General features: G+C 46.7%; 16 protein-coding genes. 2 read left to right on the plus strand and 14 right to left on the minus strand.

Annotation, left to right across the window (positions count from 1 at the left end; genetic code table 11):
- Positions 1-450: 450 nt before the first annotated feature.
- Positions 451-1,836, minus strand: coding sequence for a class II fumarate hydratase (locus FFM77_RS09280; RefSeq protein ID WP_137635496.1), 1,386 nt, complete (start codon positions 1,834-1,836; stop codon positions 451-453).
- A gap of 302 nt (positions 1,837-2,138) precedes the next feature.
- Here FFM77_RS09280 and FFM77_RS09285 point away from each other — a divergent pair, with 302 nt between their 5' ends.
- Together FFM77_RS09285 and FFM77_RS09290 are read left to right on the plus strand one after the other, a co-directional pair.
- Positions 2,139-2,450, plus strand: a complete 312-nt coding sequence (locus FFM77_RS09285) for a hypothetical protein (protein ID WP_137635497.1) — start codon at positions 2,139-2,141, stop codon at positions 2,448-2,450.
- 281 nt (positions 2,451-2,731) lie between these two features.
- Positions 2,732-3,184: a hypothetical protein gene (locus FFM77_RS09290; protein WP_137635498.1), complete on the plus strand. Its 453-nt coding sequence runs from the start codon at positions 2,732-2,734 to the stop codon at positions 3,182-3,184.
- A 465-nt stretch (positions 3,185-3,649) separates the two neighbouring features.
- Here FFM77_RS09290 and aroB read toward each other — a convergent pair whose 3' ends face one another.
- From aroB to FFM77_RS09355, 13 genes are all read right to left on the minus strand, one after another.
- The gene (aroB, locus tag FFM77_RS09295) at positions 3,650-4,732 is read right to left on the minus strand and encodes a 3-dehydroquinate synthase (RefSeq protein ID WP_137635499.1); all 1,083 of its coding nucleotides are present in this window, start codon (positions 4,730-4,732) and stop codon (positions 3,650-3,652) included.
- 9 nt (positions 4,733-4,741) lie between these two features.
- The gene (aroF, locus tag FFM77_RS09300) at positions 4,742-5,737 is read right to left on the minus strand and encodes a 3-deoxy-7-phosphoheptulonate synthase (protein WP_137635500.1); all 996 of its coding nucleotides are present in this window, start codon (positions 5,735-5,737) and stop codon (positions 4,742-4,744) included.
- 21 nt (positions 5,738-5,758) lie between these two features.
- Complete coding sequence (gene aroE / locus FFM77_RS09305; RefSeq protein WP_137635501.1) at positions 5,759-6,616, minus strand: shikimate dehydrogenase; 858 nt, start codon at positions 6,614-6,616, stop codon at positions 5,759-5,761.
- Positions 6,617-6,631: 15 nt separating this feature from the next.
- Complete coding sequence (tkt, locus tag FFM77_RS09310) at positions 6,632-8,641, minus strand: transketolase (protein ID WP_137635502.1); 2,010 nt, start codon at positions 8,639-8,641, stop codon at positions 6,632-6,634.
- Between the two features lie 403 nt (positions 8,642-9,044).
- A complete protein-coding gene (locus FFM77_RS09315) occupies positions 9,045-10,208 on the minus strand; it encodes an amidohydrolase (RefSeq protein WP_137635503.1) in 1,164 nt (387 codons plus the stop codon).
- A gap of 12 nt (positions 10,209-10,220) precedes the next feature.
- The gene (locus FFM77_RS09320; protein ID WP_137635504.1) at positions 10,221-11,441 is read right to left on the minus strand and encodes a hypothetical protein; all 1,221 of its coding nucleotides are present in this window, start codon (positions 11,439-11,441) and stop codon (positions 10,221-10,223) included.
- 521 nt (positions 11,442-11,962) lie between these two features.
- Entirely contained in the window at positions 11,963-12,355 is a 393-nt protein-coding gene (rpsI, locus tag FFM77_RS09325) for a 30S ribosomal protein S9 (protein ID WP_137635505.1), read from the minus strand.
- A gap of 13 nt (positions 12,356-12,368) precedes the next feature.
- A complete protein-coding gene (rplM, locus tag FFM77_RS09330; protein WP_137635506.1) occupies positions 12,369-12,812 on the minus strand; it encodes a 50S ribosomal protein L13 in 444 nt (147 codons plus the stop codon).
- A 106-nt stretch (positions 12,813-12,918) separates the two neighbouring features.
- Positions 12,919-13,707, minus strand: a complete 789-nt coding sequence (gene truA, locus FFM77_RS09335) for a tRNA pseudouridine(38-40) synthase TruA (RefSeq protein ID WP_137635507.1) — start codon at positions 13,705-13,707, stop codon at positions 12,919-12,921.
- Between the two features lie 49 nt (positions 13,708-13,756).
- Positions 13,757-14,557, minus strand: a complete 801-nt coding sequence (locus FFM77_RS09340) for an energy-coupling factor transporter transmembrane component T family protein (protein WP_137635508.1) — start codon at positions 14,555-14,557, stop codon at positions 13,757-13,759.
- Complete coding sequence (locus tag FFM77_RS09345) at positions 14,547-15,431, minus strand: energy-coupling factor ABC transporter ATP-binding protein (RefSeq protein ID WP_137635509.1); 885 nt, start codon at positions 15,429-15,431, stop codon at positions 14,547-14,549. Before FFM77_RS09345 ends, FFM77_RS09340 begins: the two co-directional genes overlap by 11 nt.
- Entirely contained in the window at positions 15,407-16,252 is an 846-nt protein-coding gene (locus tag FFM77_RS09350; protein WP_137635510.1) for an energy-coupling factor ABC transporter ATP-binding protein, read from the minus strand. Before FFM77_RS09350 ends, FFM77_RS09345 begins: the two co-directional genes overlap by 25 nt.
- 48 nt (positions 16,253-16,300) lie before the next feature.
- Complete coding sequence (locus tag FFM77_RS09355; RefSeq protein WP_137635511.1) at positions 16,301-17,413, minus strand: FAD:protein FMN transferase; 1,113 nt, start codon at positions 17,411-17,413, stop codon at positions 16,301-16,303.
- Between the last annotated feature and the right edge of the window lie 376 nt (positions 17,414-17,789).

The following is a 17,789-nucleotide window of genomic DNA, read 5'->3' on the forward strand; positions in this document are numbered from 1 at the left end:
CTTTCAATGTCAAAGTCGCATCAAACGCAGGCATGAATTTTATTCAAATTAATTCAGTATTTGTGATCACTTGCCGCTCCGGTTGGTCTGGATTGACGCTGGAACGTGGTGGCCACGTTTGCAAGCCAAAGTGCGGTCTTGCAAGCCGGGCTTTGACTAACCCGAGCCAAATCACTCGGCTAAGTCAAATGTCACCACTGAGCGTCATCCAGCCCGCCCTGCGCTAGTCACAATGGGCTATTTTAAGGTGTCACATACTTACTTAGTCGCAGTGACCAGGATGTTCACCGTGTCGAGTCAGTTAGACCGGTGATTTTCCGGTCTTAGTGACTGGGCCGACTTTTAAGACGTGTTTTTCGGCTTAAAAGCGCCCTGCAGACCGCATTTTGGCTGCAGGTCTGCCCCACCGTGAACGTCCTGATCAACGGAGACGGTTAATCAGATCATGGCCTAATGTTGAACGATATTGGTCATATCGATTGGCACCATCCATTCGTCGTATTGCGCTTCGGTAACTAAGCCGGATTTAATCGCGGCGACTTTTAAGGTCGTCCCGTCTTTTTCAGCTTGTTGCGCAATCGTGGCACTTTCGTGATAACCGATGTGTGGTGATAAAGCAGTTACGGTCATCAATGAACGGTCAACCAATTCTGCCATCCGATCGGCATTGACGGACAAGCCATGGATCATCTTGTCAGCAAAACCAGTCATCGTCCCAGCTAATAATTCAGCGGATTCCAAGAAAGCACTGATTAGCACGGGTTTGTAAACGTTCATTTCAAAGTTACCTTGACTGGATGCCATGCCGACAACGACATCATTACCCATAACCCGAACGGCAGCCATCGTTACCGCTTCAGCTTGAGTTGGGTTAACTTTACCTGGCATAATTGATGAACCGGGTTCGTTAGCTGGAATGTTTAATTCGCCATAACCAGCACGAGGACCGCTACCTAAGAAACGCACATCGTTAGCAATCTTCATTAGATCACTCGCCAATGTCTTAATAGCCCCGTGAACCACATTTAACCCAGAATGAGCAGCTAAACCGTAGAACTTGTTTGAATCAGCCGTAAATTCAACCCCATAAAGTTCAGTCATCTTTTTAGCGATGATTTCAGCAAAATGTGGTGCAGCATTCAAACCAGTCCCAACGGCCGTCCCACCCATTGCTAATTCGCTCAAGGTTGGGTTCAATTGTTTCAAGAAGGTCAAATCATGTTCAACCATGCTAGCCCAACCGCTGACTTCTTGACCAAACGTCATTGGTGTAGCGTCTTGCAAATGGGTCCGGCCGATCTTAACTACGTGCCAGTATTTCTTTTGTTTTTCTTTTAATTCAGCTAATAAATGCGCCGCAGAGTCTTCCAACTTATCAACAGCAACCGCCGCGGTAATGTTCATAGCAGTTGGGAAGATATCGTTTGAACTTTGACCATGGTTAACGTCATCGTTTGGTAAGATTTCAATGTCGGCATTGATCTTGCCAGCCATATGAGCGACCACTTCGTTGACGTTCATATTCGTTTGTGTCCCAGAACCAGTTTGGTAGATCACCAATGGAAAGTCTTTGCGTAAATCTTCATCGTCTAAGCTCAATAACTTATCAATCGCTTGCACAATCAAGTCAGCCTTTTCAGGCGCAATGGCGTCAAGTTCTTTGTTAGCAACCGCCGCCGCCTTCTTGATTTGTAGTAAGGCTTTGATTAATTCCAAAGGCATTTTAGCGCCAGTGGGGAAATTATTGCGGCTCCGTTCAGTCTGGGCACCCCATAATGCGGTTGCCGGAATTTTAACTTCGCCTAATGTATCTGATTCGACTCGATAATTTTCCATGATGAAACCTCCATTTGATTTTGATTACGAATGTGAAATTAGTAACAACTCATTTACAACTTGATTCTAACCGCCCCTGAAAGTTATAGTCAAACTCATTATTACCGATAAGTTTTACTTATGAGGTTGATTTGACAACGTTTTCATCGTGAATAAATAGTGGTTTTCGAAAATCAACATAAAAAATTTTAACTTTTTTATCTGTTTATTTATTCACATTAATTAAACTGACTAACGGTTCTCACCCTAAAAAGACATCGAGCTGTGTTATAGTTAAGGGTACCTAATTGGAGGGATTTATTGTGGATAATGCAACATTAAAAGCTTATTTAGCCGACAATTCGCAAGTTGTCGCTATTTTCATGGAGAAGGCGACTGACTTTTTAAACAAACAGAATATGGAACGTTTACCAGCACGCCGGTATAACGACGCCGAAATCAACCGCCAAGCTGAAAAATTACTTGATAAAGTGATTGATACGTTACACGATAAGATTGCCCCTCACACGCGTGACGACAGTGCCGCTGCATGGGAACAATTCTTGGGCACTAATGATGTGCTTGATGATCTGGAACTTTCAATGAATGAAATGAGCTTTGAACAGGAAGATTAATCTTAAGCGATGGGATTGATTTTACTGATACGTATCAGCTAGTTTAACGGCTAGCTGATTTTTTATCACCTTTAAATCGACCTAACTTCAAAACATAGCTCCACTTGCTAACCGATGCCGGGCTAACTAAGCGTGACCACCCACCAAATCTAACTCAGCAAGAAACTTGACACCACAGTTTAATCCATCAAGTTTTTTGTGGTTTACACTTGTAAAATATGTCTATATCGGTCATAATACTGGTATACACCAATGGGGGATTATCATAGAGGAGAAGCAGTATGTCTAACCAACCGGCAGCAGTGGCAACTCTGTACTTTAAGTTGCGAAATGGAGACGGCTATTATCAGCTTCGCTGTGAATGTGGTCCAGACCACTTTGTTATCAGTCAGATTCGTTGGCCTGCCTTCAAAAATTTCTTTTCACTGAAGTATTGGCGCACACACTTTGAGATTGATCGCGCCATGCTACCGTTATTTGTCGATGATGTCATGGGCATTATTCAACCGTGGCATGATCATTACGACTTGTTAGACACGTCTCAGCCTAATCATGACCAATGGGAAGTCATTGTTTCCAATTCAGATTGGCATACGACCCAAAAACGTTATGATGGCAAGCTCGTGCAAGCCACCAACTACCTTCATCGTAGTGGTGTGGGGGCTTATCCAACCGATTTTCAGCAATTATTAGATTTAATCCAACATTACGAGATCATCGGCAAAGCCAATTAAAAAAACGACCTGACAACTTTTAAACGCTGTCAGGTCGTTTTTTTATGACTACTATCGCTAAACTAAGCTTCGTGCTAGTTGAATTAAATTGCCACTCTGGTTGGCCCAGAATCGGCTGAAACGTGGTGGCCACGTTTTCGAGCCATAGTGCGGTCTCGAAAGCCGGGCTTTATCTAAGTCGGAAAATCACCGACCAAGATAAACGACACCACTGAGCCAATTCTGGCCCGCCCGGCGTTAACTAACAGTGATTGATTATTTTCAGTTCAGCTATTTAGCCGAGAGGTTGGTTTCTAAAATGCTCAGCCGTGTCGTTGGCCTTAGTGCGAGTGGTCTGCTCGGACTTAGGGCCAAGACCAGTTTTGAAGACCGCACTTTGGCTTCAAAATGGCCCATGGCGTTCCAGCATTTTAGGAACCAACCGGTAGGCTGCAATTTCAACTCGCACCAAACGTATGACTTATTTCAAGCTACAGTCGTTAAAGCCGGTGCCACCCACGTTGCTAAGTCCGTTAATGGGACCGGTTGTAACTGCGGTTGACCCAATGCCGCTAAGTAGACCCAGGTTAACTGATCACCATGTACCTTTTTGTCATGCCGCATCGCCGTTAACACGGTGTTAAGCGCCAAATCAGGCAATTCGGTTGGTAATCCGACTACCGCTAAACGGGCGGCAACCGCTTGAGCTGTGCCAACGGGTGTTAAGCCTTGTGCTTCAAATACCTGACACACAGCGACTAAGCCCATCGCGACCGCCTCACCATGCATCCACCTACCCCGTCCTAATAACTCAACCGCATGACCAATTGTATGTCCAAAGTTCAACAATTGCCGTTGTCCGCCTTCCTTTTCATCAGCCATTACAACCCGAGCTTTAAAGCTAACACTACGGGCTATCAGTTGTGGCGCCAACAGTAAAATATCATCCGGTTGTTGAATCGATTGCAACAATTTCCAGAAGTCTCCGCCAACTAGCGCGGCACATTTCACCACTTCCCCGTAGCCTTCAACCAGCATCCGTTGGGGTAAGGTCGTTAAGGTCTGCGGATCAATTAACACTAAATCCGGCTGATAGAAACTACCGACCAGGTTCTTTCCCGTTGGCAAGTCCAACGCCGTTTTACCACCGACTGAACTATCTACTTGCGCTAACAATGACGTGGGTAGTTGAATGAGACTGATGCCGCGCATATAAATCGACGCGACAAAGCCAGCTAAATCACCGACGACGCCACCACCCAGCGCAACAACGCCATCATTGCGCGTAAAATGCGCTTGACTCAAGGCCTCGACTAATCGCATCGTCTGCGCCCAACTTTTACTAGCTTCTCCGGACGGCACCGTCAGTACCGTCACGGTAAAGCCCCCCGCCATTAATTGGGTTTGCACTTGATCAGCATATAGTGCCCCCACTGTCGTATCAGTGATCAAAGCAATTCGCCGTGGGGTCCAGACCGTTTTAATGGCTTGGGCCACAGTCATCAAGCTGCCAATTTTAACTTTCACAGCGTAATCAGCAGTTGTCGTTTTCACTTCAATGGTTGTCATTTACCTCACCTAGTTCCAACTTGTCATTAAGTCATGCAACTGAAATGCTTGTTGCGCCATCTTTAAGTAAGTCTTGGGTTTTAAGGCTTGGGGACCATCTGATAACGCTTCAGCGGGGCGGTCGTGAATTTCAACGATCATCCCACTGGCCCCAGATGCCACTCCGGCCATGGCCATTGGCGTAACAAGATCCCACTCGCCGACCGCATGACTTGGGTCCACAATAACCGGGTAATGTGTCAGCTTTTGCAAGACTGGCACAGCACCCAAATCAAAGGTATTCCGAGTGTATTTATGATCAAAAGTCCGAATGCCGCGCTCCAATAACATAATTTGGTGATTACCACCCGCAGCAATGTATTCAGCGGCATTTAAGACATCATCAATCGTCGCCGACATCCCCCGCTTTAAGGCCACGGGAATCTGCGTGCGACCCACCGCCTTTAATAAGGAGAAGTTCTGCATATTGCGGGCACCAATTTGGAAAATATCCGTGTATTTGGCAACCATCGGCACATGTTCATCATCCATGACTTCCGTAATCATATCCAGATCATTAGCATCCGCAGCGGCCCGTAAGGCTTGTAAGCCAGCTTCACCGAGCCCTTGAAAAGAATATGGGGAGGTCCGTGGTTTAAAGGCACCGCCGCGAACGACCGTCGCCCCACCTTGCTTGGCAACTTTTGCCATGGCCATCACATGGTCCGCACTTTCAACCGAACACGGCCCGGCCATCATGACAAATTGATCACCACCAATCACACTATGGGGTGTCTTAATAATCGTATTTTCGGGATGTAACAACCGACTGCTTTGAACAGCTGCCGGGACGTCAGTAATGAGGTCATCAGCGGCTGCAACCACATCAGCCGGTAAATCTGCTGGCTGGATGTCTTGAATGGCAATCCGATTGTGATGCGTGAAGAGTTCAGTTTTGGATCCAAATTGAGCAACTAGTTTGGCCTGCATGGCGGCCGCAGTTTCAGGTTTTAAGACAATAATCATACTAAGCACACTCCTATTAAGTTAGTTTAGAATCGTTTCAGCAACAGCTTGAATTGGCATATCTTTACCAGTCCAGAATTTAAAGGCTAACGCCCCTTGCCAGATCAACATGCCAAGCCCATTATGAACGGCACAACCTTGGGCTTTGGCTTGTTTTAAAAAAGCCGTCTCCAACGGTTGATAGATCACATCGTACACGGTCTGGGCGGGCGTTAACGCCGCCATCACTTGTAGTGTCACTGGTAGACCCGCTTCGGTCATGCCGATATTAGTGGCATTAATAATCAAATCACTGGCCTGTGCGACCCGTAACATGGCCGCGGCATCTTCGTAGGGTTGAATCTGCATCTCGATTGGCGTCGTTTGATTTAAAGCCGCCAGCCAAGTGGCCACCTGCGCATAAGTTTGGTTTTGCCGTTTAAAGACCGTCACACTTGTCACGTCATAATCTAAAGCCGCTGCGATGATCGCTTTACCAGCACCACCTGCGCCTAGAATCATCACGTGCTGACCATGTAGATTTACCCCTTGGTTTTGTAAATCTTGAAAGACACCCGCGCCATCTGTACTATCACCAATCAGTCGGCCATCCACATTTTTAATCGTATTGACGGCTTTAATCCGGCGCGCCCGTGGGGTCATCTCATCAAGCATCGGCACGACCGTTTGCTTGAACGGCATCGAGAGGTTGACTCCCGCAATTCCCATACTACGAATACCGGCAACAGCATCAGCTAACCCATCCGGCGCCACATCAAAAGCTAAGTAACGAGCGTTGATATGCCAGTAGTCAAAGCTCAAATTATGCATCTTCGGCGACCGACTGTGTTTAGCCGGATGCGCCACGAACCCAAATAACGCTGTTTTTCCATCAATCATGTTGAACGCTCCTTTTTAAATCACATTTAATTGTTGTTGGCCGACGTGCGTTTGTTGGTAAGCTTGAACGAGCTGGTCAACGGTAAAACCAAGTGCTGGTAAGACATCAGCAGCTGGGCCACTCGCGCCAAATCGGTCCAGCCCAACGATTGTGCCATCTAAACCCACGAACCGCTCCCAACCAAGCGTGGCGCCCATTTCAATGGCAACCCGGCGCCGAACTTGGGGTGGTAAGACTTGAGCTTGGTATTGTGCCGACTGTTGGCTGAATAAATCCATCGACGGCATTGAGACCACGCTGACATCTTGACCGAGGGTGGCTAATTTAGCTTGCGTTTGTAAGGCCAGCGCGACTTCCGAGCCGCTAGCAATCAAGATCCCCGTTGGTTGTAGTCCTTTTTGTGGTGACAACACGTAACCGCCACGGGCCACTCCCGTCATGGCCAATTGCTTTGTCCGTGGCAAGACGGCTAAGTTCTGGCGCGTTAAGACTAACACGGTCGGATGATCGGTGGCGTTCATGGCTTGCCACCAAGCCGCCACCGTTTCATTCGGATCACTAGGGCGAATCACCGTAACGTTAGGAATCAATCGCAAACTCATCAATTGCTCAATTGGCTGATGGGTGGGACCATCTTCCCCCACCGCAATCGAATCGTGGGTAAACACGTAAGTCACCGGCAGCTTTTGTAAGGCCGCGAGCCGAATCGCGCCGCGCATGTAGTCGGAGAAGACTAGGAACGTACTCCCGAATGCCCGGACACCGCCGTGCAACGTCAAGCCGTTTAAGATCGCGCCTTCGGCAAATTCACGCACGCCAAACGCTAAGTTACGTTCACTCGGTTGATCGGCAGTTAATAACCCATCCGTCTCAATCGTCGTTTTGTTCGAACTGGCTAAGTCTGCCGAACCACCAACTAATTCTGGTAACTTACTGGCAATCTTTTGAATCATCGTGTGACTAGTCAACCGTGACGCCTCGGCACCTTCATCATAAACCGGTAATTGTTGGGCAAAATCTAATGGTAAGTCCTGCTGCATGACCCGTTTTAATTCGGCTAACGTCGTTGGTGTCAACTGACTAACGCGCTGATTCCAAGCCTGATGCGCTTGTTGACCACGTTGTGCAATTGCTTGCTGCGCACGGCTAGCCACCGCTGGCGTAATCGTAAATGGGGCGGCGGTCCAGTTCAAATTCTGCCGTAACGTTTGCAGTCCCGCGGTCCCTAACGGATTACCATGCACGGCGTTGGTTCCTGCTCCGGGAGCGCCAAAACCAATCACCGTTTTGACGGCAATGAGTGACGGTCGTTGGCTGTGCTTAGCACGGGTAATCGCCGCATCAATGGCCGTCAAATCATTGCCATCGGTGACGACTTGCGTTTCCCAGCCGTAACTTTCAAAGCGTTGGCAGACATCGGTATGAAATGACCGACTGGTGGGACCATCGAGTGAAACTTGGTTGTCATCGTAAAGCACAATCAACTGACCTAACTTTTGTTGTCCAGCAAAGCTCGCTGCTTCATGTGAGACCCCTTCCATCAAATCACCATCGCCAACTAAACTATAAGTAAAGTGATCGACAATCTGAGCTTCATGATTGAATTGACTAGCTAAATGTCGTTCCGCTAACGCCATACCAACTGCCATCCCCAAGCCTTGGCCTAAGGGACCGGTCGTTGCCTCGACACCAGCCACGACCCCGTATTCCGGATGGCCAGGGGTTCGACTGCCAAATTGTCGGAATTGTTTTAAATCCGCCATCGTCACATCAAAACCACTGACATGTAACAAACTGTACAATAAGGCGGAACCATGCCCCGCCGATAAGACGAAACGGTCACGGTCAAACCAATCCGGTGCTTGTGGATCCAGTCTTAAATGGCGACTCCATAAAGCCCATAACATCGGCGCGGCCCCCAACGGCAATCCCGGGTGGCCGGAATTGGCCCATTCAATCATTTCAGCACTCAAAACACGTAAGTTAGTCACTGCTTGTTCATCAATCTCATCAAATCGTTTCATATTCACATTCCCTTTCTTCAAGCCGAAAAAAACGCCCACAGCCTAAACTGTGAGCGTTCCGATTCCTAGCAGTGCTGGTCAAATAAAGCCCAGCCACGACTAAGTTTGGAAAGTCACACAGTTGTTAGATAAACCACCGATATGACTCTCCGTATGAGTTTTAATTATACGAAAACTTACTGGTCATTATCGATGCAAGGCGTAGTGCCCGCATCGACTGCTGACACTACTGCAGAAACCAGTAATAATAAAATCGATTAAGTTGTTGGTTATTGTTTAATCGTCGCATAATCAAAATCTCCTTAAAATTTAATATTTGTTGATGTCTAAGACTATACCGCACCGCTGATAGAATTGTCAAATAGATTTTTGAACTTTTTCTATCAATCCAGCTAAAAATCACCTATGACGCACGGTCAGTCGCTAATAATTTATTTTTAGTCACGGCAGCTAACAGCGTCTGCGCGGCTAACCAATGGAATCTGGCCCCATAAATCAAGCCGGCATCGCTACATGAATAATTCGGTTGATGCAAGGTTCCCGTCCCACCCGAACCTAAAAAGCCATAAAAGCCAGGAATTTGTTCTTGATACAAAGCAAAATCATCATCAGCATTCGATGGATGCGCTGGCACAATCTTGAAAGTCGCCTGACACGCCGCCGTGATTAAATCGGTCAAAGTCGCATCATTGTTGACACAGCTGGGACCTTGATCCCATTTGATGGCAACCGTTTGTTGATACGCCTTAACCGTTGCTTGCACAATCTCATAAAAACGGGCCTTCGCTAATTGCCGGTTAGCTGCATTGAACGTCCGAATCGTCCCTTTGAAGCTAGCTGTATCAGGAATCACGTTGAATGTATGGCCTGCCCGGATTTCACCGATTGTCAGTACTAACGCTGCATCCGGCGCAATGTTGCGACTCCGAATCGTTTGGAGTGCCGTAATCAACTGCCCAAGCGTCACGATGGGGTCGGCGCTACGTTCCGGCATCGCCGCATGGGCACCGGTCCCATTGATTTGGACGTCAAAATTATCATTGCTGGCCATGAGGGCACCGCTTTTAACCGCCAATGTGCCAACTGGTAATTCCGGCATATTATGAAAGCCCGCAATCGCCTGTACGCCATGCAAAACATCATGACTCAACATTTCTTTCGCGCCAACATGCCCTTCTTCACCCGGTTGAAAGATCAAGCGAACCGTGCCAGGTAATTCGGCTTCATGCGCCTTTAGAATCCGGGCGCCCCCGAGTAAGGCAGCGGTATGAAAGTCGTGCCCACAAGCATGCATACGGCCATCAATCTTGGAGGCAAACGATAAACCCGACTTTTCTTGTAGCGGTAAAGCATCGATGTCAGCCCGCAAGGCGACTTTCGGCTCACCGTGACCAATCTCAGCCACGACTCCGGTTGCACCCGGATAATCAACTAGCCGAATGCCTAGGTCAGTTAGGGTCTTTTTAATCAACGCGGTCGTCTTGACCTCATGTAACGCTAATTCTGGTTGTGCGTGAATCTGATGACGCAAGGCTGTCATCCAAACCGTTAATGCCAAGTCGTCCATTTTAAAAGCCCCCTACAAAATCTTTAAGAAAATCGATGCAATAATGACTGACGCCACTGAAACCGTCGCAAACCCACCGACCAGCATCTTGGGTAACATGTGATCAAGTAAGTACTTCTTTTCGTGTTCGGTATGGCCCATGATATCAACGACTTCATGCGTCACAATATAGTCAGCTGGAAAGCCAAACAATGCCGTTAACGCACTGGCAAAGGCCATTTCACGACTGAAACCAAGGGGCTTAGCTAAAAGACTGGAAGCCAAGAACATCCCGAAGAGCCCTAAACAAATCAAAACCAAGATTGGGACAACGATGCCAACCAACATGTTAATTTTGACGATACTCAAGTTGGAGAAGATATAAGCTAATAACCCATACATCAACCAATGGAAGACGCCGGCTTTTTCCAAAACAGCATCTTCCAAGAACCCAACTTGATGGGCAATGACCCCAAAGATCAAACAAATAATATAAGCGTTGACGACGCCATGCATCAAGGCCGCGACCCATTCAGCCAAAACAGTCACAATGGCGACTTTGAATAGCATGAATGCCGCCGTATCGTATTCTGCTGGCAAGGTTAACTTCAACCGTTTAGGCTTACCGATACCAACTGCGGTCGTGGCATTCGTGGCACTAGCGGTATCATTAGGCTTCTTGGCTGGAATTGCGGCGACCGTTTCTGCAGCGGGTTCATGATAATGCTTCAATAACCGCCGACTTTCGCGCTTCAACATAATCGCCGTCAATGGATAACCGAGCATACTATGCATGACGAACATCGCTACCGGAAAAGCGGCCAAAACAGTAATGTGTTGGGCCTTTAACCCCGCTGTCATTAAGAAAGCCGCAACCAGCCCACCGGTTAATGGTGGCACACTGGCAATGACCGTTTTCCAGTTAAAGAAAACTAGGCCAATCCCCATGGCAAAGATGACGGTCCCAACGACCCCAGCTAAGGCAATCAAAACAGCCCGCCATTGTTTTAATAAGAGCTTCAAATCCATCAAGGTCCCCATATGAATCAAGAGGACGGCTTGGGTAATGGCGACAAAGGCCTTGCCAAATGACGCACTCGGCACTACATTCTTTGGGACAATCGTCCAAAAACCAATTAAAAACAACACCGCCGTAACAAACACTGACGGCACATACGCTTTACTTCGAGTCGAAACCCATTCCCCCAGCATCATGAATCCCATCACGACTGCTAGTGCAATCATTGCTTGCATACTGGCCACTTCCTAAGCTGATAAATTTATAATTAACATTCTAATTATATTTTAATCAAAAGCTTATCAGATTCTATTTTAAAAAACGAGCCCACTTACTGATTAGCTTTGATAAAAAAGTTGAAAGCGGTGTTTTTTTCAAATTATCGTGCTGATTGGGACCATTTACTTTGATTTCTGAAGCGGGAATTTAACTAACGAAAGTTTCAATAATGGCAATGAATCGATTCAAACACTTGCCAACTTTTTTCAAAACTATGATACATCGTCCCATTAGTGCCCCCTGTAGAAGTAGGCTCATCCCGGTCAAAGCGTCAGATGCCATCGCTGAGCGGTAAGGCTAACCAACACAGCGTTAACAAGTTATGCTCGGTAATTGACCATCTTCACTACCGATCGTTTCAGCATCAGTCCAGACCCCAGCTACTAACAAAAAAGTGCGCAAAAAAACACCCGCCAAAAGACAGGTGTTCCGTGTACGAAAATGTTGGTATAACAACGTATTTCGAAAAAAATAAATCTTAACGCTTTGAGAATTGTGAAGCTTTACGGGCTTTCTTCAAACCTGGCTTCTTACGTTCCTTCATACGAGCGTCACGAGTCAAAAGACCAGCGCGCTTCAAAGGACCGCGGAAATCTGGATCAACTTCAAGCAATGCCCGAGCGATACCATGACGAGTTGCGCCGGCTTGGCCGTGGAACCCACCACCATTGACGTTAACTAAAACGTCATATTGATCAGTTGTTTCAGTTACTTCGAATGGTTGTAACAATTCCTTACGGATGTCCGCAAATGGAATATAGTCTTCAACTGATTTGTCATTCATAACAATTTTGCCAGAACCTGGTACTAAACGTACGCGGGCTACTGAATCTTTACGACGGCCTGTGCCGCGATATTGTACTTGAGCCAATGTAGTTTCCTCCTTAGATTAAGTTCGTGATATCCAAAACTTCAGGTTGTTGTGCTTGTTGCGTATGTTCTGCACCAGCATAAACATGCAACTTCAAGCCCATCTTATGACCTAAAGAGTTGTGAGGAAGCATACCCTTAACTGAAGTTTCAATCAATTTTTCGGGTTCCTTTTCACGGAAGTCACCGGCAGTCCGTTCCTTTAAACCACCAGCATAAGCAGTATGATGATAATAAATCTTACGTTCTGCTTTCTTACCTGTTAAAGCAATCTTACTTGCATTGATAACGATTACGTTGTCACCAGTATCCACGTTTGGTGTGAATGTTGGTTTGTTCTTTCCACGTAAAATTGATGCAACGACTGTTGAAAGACGACCCAATGGGACATCCGTAGCATCAACTACATACCATTTACGATCAATTTCACCTGGTTTAGCCATATATGTTGTACGCACGTTGTGTTCCTCCATTTTCTGTTTTGCTTGACACTCAATAAGATTCCGGGGCTTATCGTGGGGCAAACAATACCAACGATTAGTTTACCGAATTTACCACTAGAAGTCAATCATTAATTAGATCGGTTTGTAAATCTTGTGGATCGTAATACACTTTTTTCATATACAGGCCAGAAGCCGGCGCGGTTCCCCGGGCCATCGCCCGATTCTTAGCCGCTAAAAGTTGCGGTATACAGTCCACTTCGCGCCGACCTTGACCGATTTCCATCAAGACTGCGACCATGATTCGAACCTGGTTATACAAGAACCCACTGCCGCAAAATTCAAACTGAATTTCTCGTTCATCAGGAATCGCCCAAGCTTTGGCGGCATAGATCTCCCGCACATGATCGTGAGCTTGTGAGCCCGATGCCACAAACGTTGAAAAATCATGCTTGCCGACCAAATCTGGGATTGCCTGTTGAATCCGGTCAATATCGGCTTGAAACTTAAAATGACCGGTAAAATTCCGCTTAAACGGATCGACAAACTCATCTTGATACGCGCGGTACCAATAACGCTTGCCAACTGTATTGTACCGGGCATGAAAGTCAGCGGGCACAATTTCAACTTGTTTAACCAGCATATCCATCGGCAGCATGCTACTTAAGCCACGCCGAACGCCTTCTGGGCTAATCTCATAAGGAAGATCAAAATGCACGACCTGGCCAAATGCATGAACCCCAGCATCGGTCCGACCAGCACCATAGATAATAATCGGCTGAGCCGGATCTTTAGCCATTTTATTAACGGCTTTAGTCAGTACTTGTTCAACCGTCCGTTGTCCAGGCTGGCGCTGAAAACCGGCAAAGTTAGTGCCATCATACGCTAGTATTATTTTATATCTCGTTGTCACAAAATCCTCCATCAAAAAAGGCGGGCAATTGGCCCCACCTTTTAAACGTCTAAGCACGTAAAAAGACTAGTGCAACGGTCAACGCTGCAAAAGCCACTGTCGCCCAAGTATCACGACCATGCCACTTTAAAATCCGATATTTACTGCGGCCTTCACCGCCTTGATACCCGCGCGCTTCCATCGCCGTTGCCAAATCTTCGGCCCGATTAAATGAACTGACGAACAACGGAATCAACAACGGCACGATTGCCCGCATTTGTTGGAAGATATTACCTTCCCCAAAGTCGACCCCCCGCGCCCGTTGCGCATTCATAATCTTCTCCGTTTCATCCATCAACGTCGGTACAAAGCGTAATGCAATCGATAACATCAACGCTACTTCGTAGACCGGAAAGTGGACCACTTTTAACGGCATTAAAAGATATTCAATCGCATCGGACAATTCCAACGGTGGGGTCGTTAACGTCAATAGCGTCGACATAAAGATAATCAACACGAACCGACAGAAGATATAGACCCCATTGATCAGTCCAAACTGACTGATAGTAATAATCCCCCATTGCAAGTAGACATGTCCGCCACTCGCACTGAATAGAATCTGTAAGACCACGGTAAATAAAATCAGCCAAATCAGCGGTTTCACCCCGTTGATGAAGAAGGACCATTTCACACCGGAGAGCTTAATCGCCAGTAACGTGAAAGCAAATAATAGCACATAAGTTGGCCAATTATTGGCAATAAAGATAATCCCGATAAAGTAAAAACTCAACAAGAGCTTGGCCCGCGGATCCATATGATGGATCACGGAATTGCCGGGAATATAGCGGCCAAAGATTAGTTTACTCATCATGGTCACCACCTCCCAGCATACTAGCTGGTAACTGCTTAACCAAAGCGGCCGCTAATTGATCTTCCGTTAACGGCATCTCATCAAAAGTCATCCCACGCGCCATTAATTGCTGTGCAAAGGCGGTCGTTTTAGGCAAGCCTAGATGGTGCTCAGCCAGCCACTGTGGGTCTTTAAAAATCGCTTGCGGTGTCCCAGTCTTAACCACTTGCCCATGATCCATCACGATGACGTTATTGGCATAATTCGCCACATCGTCCATCTGATGGGTCACTAACACGATGGTTAGCTGTTGTTCATGCCGCAACCGCGCGAACATTTCCATCATTTCTAAACGACCTTGCGGATCTAATCCGGCCGTGGGTTCATCGAGTACTAAGACTTTCGGCTGCATCGCTAGCACACCCGCAATCGCCACCCGCCGCATCTGCCCACCGGACAAGTCGAACGGCGACCGTTGCAGTAAGTCCGAGTCTAAGCCGACTAAGGTCAACATCTTAGCTGCTAGTTTCAACGCATCGGCTTCGCTAGCGCCAAAGTTTTGGGGACCAAACGCAATGTCTTTTTCGACCGTTTCCTCGAACAATTGACTTTCGGGAAACTGGAAAACAATCCCGACATGCTGCCGTAAACTTTTTAAATCTTTGTTACTAGTCGTCGGCGTAATCACCCGATCCCCAATCGTGACCGTCCCACTAGTCGGCTTTAATAACGCATCTAAATGCTGCAACAATGTCGACTTACCACTCCCAGTATGGCCAATTAAAGCCGTATAAGAGCCGTCGGGAATCGTCACATTAATATCAGTTAACGCCTTAGTCTCAAAGGGGGTACCCGGTTGGTAAGTAAATTCTACTTGTTTGAACGTAATTGCCATAACCAGTCTGCCATCCCTTTCTCTGTTAAGTACGTTGCGGGGACTTGAACCCCTAGCCGCGCTAAAGCCGCTTTTAATCGTTCTGGATAGGGCATATCTAAGCCCATCTTAATCAAAGCGGGACCGTGTTGAAAAATCTCCGCGGGCGTTCCTTCTTCGACCAAGTGACCATCATTCACCACTAACACCCGATTCGCATTTGCGGCTTCATCAATATCATGGGTAATCGATAAAACCGTTAGATCTGAATCAGCCTTCATTTGCCGAATCGTTTGTAAGACTTCGGCACGCCCTTCTGGATCAAGCATTGATGTCGCCTCATCTAAGATCAAGATCTGCGGCCGTGCCGCAATCATTCCAGCTAAAGCTACCCGCTGCTTTTGACCACCTGATAACCGTGCTGGTTCCCGCGTAGCAAAATCTTGCATATCGACTTGGGCCAACGCTTCAGCCACCCGTGACAACATCTCATCACGCGGAATGCCTTGGTTTTCCAAGCTAAACGCGACGTCATCTTCGACCGTTGCGCCGACAAATTGATTATCGGGATTTTGAAAGACCATCCCGATCTTGCGACGAATATCCCACACTGTCTGTTCGGAAAGCACTTGCCCATCAATCGTGATTTTTCCAGAAACGGGTGCTAATAAGCCGTTTAAGTTTTTAGCTAAGGTCGATTTACCGGAACCATTATGGCCAACAATCGCCACCCATTCACCGGCCGCGACCGTAAATGAAATGTCTGTTAACGTTAGCTGATCCGCGGCTTGTTGCGGATAGCGATAATTTAAATGTTCAACGTCAATTATCTGACTCACCATGGTCCCTCATTTCTTAATTACTGATGGTTATTATCATACCATACGCTGCTATTTCAAATCACTAGCGGGTCCGTACTTGTAACCATTATCACCAAACAGTGTAAACTTCTTCTTCAAATTATTCGAGACATAGACCTTTTTATCCTTCGTAATAAAGATGGCCCCAACGCCCTTGTTGGCCTTAGCGTTAATGTACTTCATCCCTTTGCTCAACCCTTTATCAAAGGTGGCAGTGGACAAGCCATCCCCATCGGTCGACTTCTTAGAAATAATGGACACGCCCATCAAGTTATTCTGGAATGGTGCCCCAGTTTGAGGATCCATCAAATGACTGTAGACCTTCCCATTTTTCTTAAGGTAACGTTCATAAATCCCAGAGGTCACAATCGACATGTTTTTAGCCGGAATTGACCCAATCGCAGTCCCGCGCGATTCTTTGGGATCTTGAATGCCGACTGTCCAATTGCCTGATTTAGTGCCTTTGGGGCTATCTCCCATAACGAAGATATTCCCGCCAAGATCAATAATCGCCGTCGACACGCCATGTTCAGCAAAGTATTGACGCACTTGGTCGGTCATATACCCCTTGGCGATGCCACCTAAGTCTAACTTCATCCCTTTTTTCTCGAGATAAACGGAGCGTTTCTTATCATTCAGTTTAACTTTAGTATAATCAACTAATTTAACGTTCTTGGCAATTTCAGCCTTGCTTGGTACCCGTGCATCAGGGAACCCAATCCGCCAAAGTTGGGTAATTGAGCCAATCGCCATATCAAACGATTCGTTTGAATTTTGACTATAGTAATAAGCTGCTTTGACAATTGGATAGACATCTTTACTAACCACGACCGGATGCTTACCAGCCGCAGCGTTTACTTTATCAATCTCCGACCCTTTCGCATTGGTCGTGACTTCTTTAGCTTCTTTCTTTAACAGCCTAAAGGCGCCATCGATCACGCTGGCTTTACCTTTATTGTAAACACGCAACGTGACGACCGTTCCCATCATAAACTGGGTATCTTCCGATGGCGTTTGAACAACCTTCGTTGGTTTCGGTAAACTACTGCTAGCTGCTTTTTTGTTGCTCTTAGCCCCGCAAGCGGTCAAGGGCACGATTAAGGCCATAATAAGCCCTAACTGAATCCATTTTTTCAGTTTCATGTGTGTGACTTCCCCTTAAATAATTTCAATCGTTATTATACCAAAGTTTCACGCGTCTGTATGCCATTTTCCAGGACGATAAGCTGGTGTTGCTTGCTATTCAAGTTGGCTAGGATTGGCTGACACTCATTTTTAATCTTGTCATGTTGGCTATAAACACCCATTAAGGATGTCCCAATGACAATCGGTAATCGTTCTAATTCGAAAAGTGATAATGACGCTTAGTGTTAGTTGAAATTGCCGCCTGCCGGTTGGATTCTAAAATACTGGAACGCCATGGGCCATTTTGAAGCCAAAAATGAGGTGTACCCCAAAAGTTGGAACACAATCTGAGGTGTTCTGATAATGGATAAAATGAGCGTAGATACCCAGCTCC

It is taken from the genome of Lactiplantibacillus songbeiensis (assembly GCF_005405125.1).
In the GTDB taxonomy this organism is placed as follows: domain Bacteria; phylum Bacillota; class Bacilli; order Lactobacillales; family Lactobacillaceae; genus Lactiplantibacillus; species Lactiplantibacillus songbeiensis.

Excerpts from the sequence above, each read along its gene's own strand:
- aroF (WP_137635500.1), bottom strand. The coding sequence starts at position 5,737 with ATGATTATTGTCTTAAAACCTGAAACTGCGGCCGCCATGCAGGCCAAA.
- aroB (WP_137635499.1), bottom strand. The coding sequence starts at position 4,732 with ATGACAACCATTGAAGTGAAAACGACAACTGCTGATTACGCTGTGAAA.
- FFM77_RS09355 (WP_137635511.1), bottom strand. The coding sequence starts at position 17,413 with ATGAAACTGAAAAAATGGATTCAGTTAGGGCTTATTATGGCCTTAATC.
- aroE (WP_137635501.1), bottom strand. The coding sequence starts at position 6,616 with ATGATTGATGGAAAAACAGCGTTATTTGGGTTCGTGGCGCATCCGGCT.
- FFM77_RS09315 (WP_137635503.1), bottom strand. The coding sequence starts at position 10,208 with ATGGACGACTTGGCATTAACGGTTTGGATGACAGCCTTGCGTCATCAG.
- FFM77_RS09280 (WP_137635496.1), bottom strand. The coding sequence starts at position 1,836 with ATGGAAAATTATCGAGTCGAATCAGATACATTAGGCGAAGTTAAAATT.
- FFM77_RS09345 (WP_137635509.1), bottom strand. The coding sequence starts at position 15,431 with ATGGCAATTACGTTCAAACAAGTAGAATTTACTTACCAACCGGGTACC.
- FFM77_RS09350 (WP_137635510.1), bottom strand. The coding sequence starts at position 16,252 with ATGGTGAGTCAGATAATTGACGTTGAACATTTAAATTATCGCTATCCG.
- FFM77_RS09290 (WP_137635498.1), top strand. The coding sequence starts at position 2,732 with ATGTCTAACCAACCGGCAGCAGTGGCAACTCTGTACTTTAAGTTGCGA.
- FFM77_RS09340 (WP_137635508.1), bottom strand. The coding sequence starts at position 14,557 with ATGATGAGTAAACTAATCTTTGGCCGCTATATTCCCGGCAATTCCGTG.
- tkt (WP_137635502.1), bottom strand. The coding sequence starts at position 8,641 with ATGAAACGATTTGATGAGATTGATGAACAAGCAGTGACTAACTTACGT.
- FFM77_RS09320 (WP_137635504.1), bottom strand. The coding sequence starts at position 11,441 with ATGCAAGCAATGATTGCACTAGCAGTCGTGATGGGATTCATGATGCTG.